A 4,043-nucleotide genomic window follows, 5' to 3' on the forward strand; every position below is an offset into this window, starting at 1 on the left:
CTCCTGGGAAGCGCACGGCTTGCGCTACGGCATCCCCGCCGATGTCGACTGGTCCGTTGCCAATGGCCGTGTCGCTGTCGCCAATGTGTCGCGCGCGATCATCCCCTCCTTGCGCGAACGCTATGCCAATCTGGCCATCGTCGAGATCACCGCCTCGCCTGAAGTGCTGGCCGAGCGTCTGGCGATGCGCGGCCGCGAGTCACGCGGCGAAGTGCTGGCGCGGCTGGCGCGCAGCGCCAATGTCACTCTGTCCGGGCCCGGCGTCACCTCGATCGACAACAGCGGCCCGCGCGAGACGGCCGGCGAACGCTTCGCCGAGGTGCTGCGCAAGGCGATGGCTTTTTCCGACATGTCGGGCCTGATCTAGATCGTCGGCTCCTGACGCGTCGTACACGCGATGGGCGCTTTAAGCCCCAAGCGCAAAGGGCATCAGCGACACCGTGCCAGCCGAACTTTCACCTGGGGCGAGTACGATGGTGCCCTCGTCCGGATCGCTCCATCCGCCCCGGTTGAAAGCACCGGAGGCCATGGTCTGCGGTTCGACGCAAAAATAAGGCTTGGCCGGGTCGGCGTACAGCATCAGGTGCTTGAAGATCGGATCGGCCTTGATGCGCAAACCCGCGCCGCGCGCCGGAAAGCGAAGCGTCGCCTCACCCGTCCAGCCGCCATAATCATTGTTGCGCCAGCCGGCGGGTAAAGGCCGGCCCTCGGCGAAGTCGAGTTCGGGCGCAAGCGCTATCGGATCGCCGGCGATGCCTTGCGGTTCCTCCAGATAGAACCGGGCGGCCTTGAATTGCAGCGTGACGTCCGGGTCGCGATCGAACCAGGGATGCAGGCCGAAACCAAACGGCATGGAAACCGGCCCCGTGTTGGTCAGTGTCATGGTCACGCCGAGGCCTTCTTCGGACAGCACGAAAGCCTGCGTCGCGTGATAGGAGTAGGGTTCGAGGCCGGCTGCGATATCCAGCGACAGCGTTGCCTGGGCGTCGCCCGCCGCAGTGACAGTCCAGGGGTGTTTCCAGCCGCTGCCATGCACGTTGATGGTTTCGGGCGGATTGTTGGGCTGGACCCGCCAGCGCTTCGCTCGAAACTCGAAGGTATTTCCGGCGATGCGGTTGGCGTAGGGCATCATCGGGAACATGGCAACGCCAAGCACGTTGCCCGCTTCGCGATCATGGTCCGAGAGCCTGCGCATGAGATCGATGCCGCGCCAGCGCAGCGCGCTGAGGCTGCCGCCGATTTGCGGCACCAGTTCGGCTTCGAGCGCGCCGGCCCTGAGCGTCAACGGTTCAGGAATTGCAGCCATCGCCCGCCATTCGCCGCGAGGCGCTATTCCGCGGCCGCGCCGGCGGCGCTTTTTCGGGTGGCGTCGACCATCAGCCGCCGTTCCCGGAACACGCCCCATTGCTGGTCGACCAGCACGCCGATGAGGATGACGCCGCCCATCACCGCGAAGTTGAGCGAGGACGGGATGCCGAGCAGGTTGACTAGGTTCTGCAGTTCCTGCAGCAGCACCGTGCCGAGGATGACGCCGATCAGCGAGCCTTCACCGCCGCGCAGCGAGAAGCCGCCGAGCACGGCGGCGGCGATGGCGTAGAGTTCGTAGAACTGGCCGTGGCTGGCCGGTGAGATCGAGCGCGTGTACATGGCGAAATAGATCGCCGACAGCGCCGTCAGCACGCCGCAAATGACGTAGGCGGCGATGACGACGCGGCCGGTGCGGATGCCGGAATATTTCGCCGCCTCCTCGTTCTTGCCGATGGCGTAGAGATAGCGGCCGAACACCGAGCGGTGCAGCACCACCCACATGACGATCGAGATGACGATCAGGGCGATGAAGCTGTTGGGTACGCCATAGGAACGCCCGGCGGTGAGGAATTCGAGGTCGGGAAAATTCTGGCCGAAGGCAAAACCCGCGGTGCCGTCGGCGGTGTAGAAGCGGGCAACACCGCGGTAGATCAGCAGGCCGCACAGCGTGACGACGAAGGGCTGCAGCTTGAGCCTTGTGATCAACCAGCCATGCGCCAGGCCGATGATGGCGCCAAGCAGCAGGATGAGCACGAAGGCCAGCGGCCATTCCATGCCACGCACGGCGATGAAGTCGATGAACAGCGTGCCGAGCAGCGCGACCACCGAGCCGACCGACAATTCGATGCCGCCGGTGATGATGACGAAGGCCTGGCCGATCGACAGGATGCCGAACAGGCCGATCAGGTTCGAGGTGTTGGCGAGGTTGATCGGCAGCAGGAAGCGCGGATTGATGATCGCCACGATCGCCCCGACCACCAGGATCAGGATCAGCAGGCCGAGATCTTTCTTGCTCATCGTCTTCTCCCCAATGCCTGAGCGGATCGCGCTTGAGCGAGACCCCGGCAAAACTACTTCGGCTGCTTGCCCACCGCCAGCAGCAGCACGTTTTCCTGGCTGAACCGATCCTTGTCGAGAATGCCCGAGATTTGGCCCTCATGCATGACGGCGATGCGGTCGGACACGCCGATCACCTCTTCCATGTCCGACGAGATCATCAGCACGGCGACGCCGGCATCGGCGAGCGCCCGCATCAGCCCGTAGATTTCCGCCTTGGCGCCGATGTCGATGCCGCGCGTCGGCTCGTCCAAAATCATCACTTTGGGGTTCATGGCCAGCCACTTGCCGAGCACGACCTTCTGCTGGTTGCCGCCCGACAGCGTGCCGGTGCGCGTCTGCACCGAAGGCGCCTTGATGCCGAGATCCTTCTTCTGCTTCTCGGCGGTGGCGGTCTCGGCGCTTTTGGACACCAGGGAGCGGCGCGCATGCGCGGGCAGATTGGGCAGGGAGATGTTCTGCGCGATCGACAGGTCGAGCAGGATGCCGGTGAGCTTGCGGTCTTCCGGCACCAGGAAGATGCCGTGCGCGACGGCGTCGGCCGCGGACGCCAGCGCGAGCGGCTTGCCGTCGAGTTCGAGCGCGCCGCCGAGCTTCGAGTCGATGCCGAAGAACACCCGCGCCAGCTCGGTGCGGCCGGAACCGACAAGGCCGGCGAGGCCGAGGATTTCGCCGCGCCTGACATCGAGATCGACCGGCCGGCCGGGATAGGCAGGTGTGCGGATGGCCTTGGCCGCGAGTGCTACGGCGCCGGGCGCACGCGCCGCTTCCGAGGCTTTCTCGCGCTCCTTCAGCATGCGGCCGATCATCAGCTTGACCATCTGGTCGTGGCCGATGTCATGCTTGCCCAGCGTACCGGCAAGCATGCCGTCGCGCAGCACGACGACGCGGTCGGCGACGCGCTCGACCTCATGCAGGCGGTGCGAAATGAAGATGACGCTGATGCCGTCGGCCTTGAGCGCCTTGATGACGTCGAGCAATTTGTCGGTCTCGGCGAGCGGCAGGCTCGATGTCGGCTCGTCGAGGATGACCAGCCGCGCCTCGATCGACAGTGCCTTGGCGATCTCGACCATCTGCTGCTGGGCCAGCGACAGGGTGGCAACCGGCGTGTCGGCGGAAAAATTGGCGCCGACGCGCTTCAACAGCGGCGCCACCATGGTGCGCAGCCTGGCGCGGTCGACGAGTTTCAGCGGCCCGGCACGCAACGGCTCGCGGCCGAAGAAGATATTGGCGGCGACATCGAGATTTTCGAACAGGTTGAGTTCCTGGTGGACGAAGGCAATGCCCGAACCCAGGCTGGCTTCGACGGAGAGCCTGTCATGCGCGGTGCCGTCGACCGTGATCGTGCCGCTGTCGGGCGTGGTGACGCCGCCGAGGATCTTCATCAAGGTCGATTTGCCGGCGCCGTTTTCGCCGACGAGGCCGATAACCTCGCCCGGCTTGACCTCCATGGAGAAGCCGTCCAGCGCGACGACGCCCGGATAGGTCTTGCGCACGTTCTCGAGGCTGAGGAACGGGGCGGTCACGGATGCAGCAATGGATGTGTCGGAATAGTTCATCATGCCTGACAGCGATTGGCGGAACGGCCTCCTCGCAGACTGACGGGCCTTGGGAGGCCCGTCAATAAAAAGCGAGGCGTCGCGCTGCCCCTCACCCTTACCCCTTCCGGGGCGAGCCAC

3 protein-coding genes and 1 pseudogene are annotated in these 4,043 nt (G+C 65.1%); 1 reads left to right on the forward strand and 3 read right to left on the reverse strand.

The genetic code is table 11. The features are described 5' to 3' along the window. Window positions 1–367, forward strand: a pseudogene (locus tag EOC06_RS33985) (phosphonate metabolism protein/1,5-bisphosphokinase (PRPP-forming) PhnN); the annotation flags it as partial. A 39-nt stretch (window positions 368–406) separates the two neighbouring features. Here EOC06_RS33985 and EOC06_RS33990 read toward each other — a convergent pair. Genes EOC06_RS33990 through EOC06_RS34000 form a run of 3 tightly spaced genes read right to left on the reverse strand, consistent with a single transcriptional unit; the run spans window position 407 to window position 3,923 of the window. Beyond that, window positions 407–1,306, reverse strand: coding sequence for an aldose 1-epimerase (locus EOC06_RS33990; RefSeq protein WP_128309862.1), 900 nt, complete (start codon window positions 1,304–1,306; stop codon window positions 407–409). A gap of 23 nt (window positions 1,307–1,329) precedes the next feature. Beyond that, window positions 1,330–2,325: an ABC transporter permease gene (locus tag EOC06_RS33995; protein ID WP_127397371.1), complete on the reverse strand. Its 996-nt coding sequence runs from the start codon at window positions 2,323–2,325 to the stop codon at window positions 1,330–1,332. A gap of 53 nt (window positions 2,326–2,378) precedes the next feature. Beyond that, a complete protein-coding gene (locus tag EOC06_RS34000) occupies window positions 2,379–3,923 on the reverse strand; it encodes a sugar ABC transporter ATP-binding protein (RefSeq protein WP_128309863.1) in 1,545 nt (514 codons plus the stop codon). Between the last annotated feature and the right edge of the window lie 120 nt (window positions 3,924–4,043).

The organism is Mesorhizobium sp. M7A.F.Ca.MR.362.00.0.0 (assembly GCF_004023175.1).
Taxonomy (GTDB): Bacteria; Pseudomonadota; Alphaproteobacteria; order Rhizobiales; family Rhizobiaceae; genus Mesorhizobium.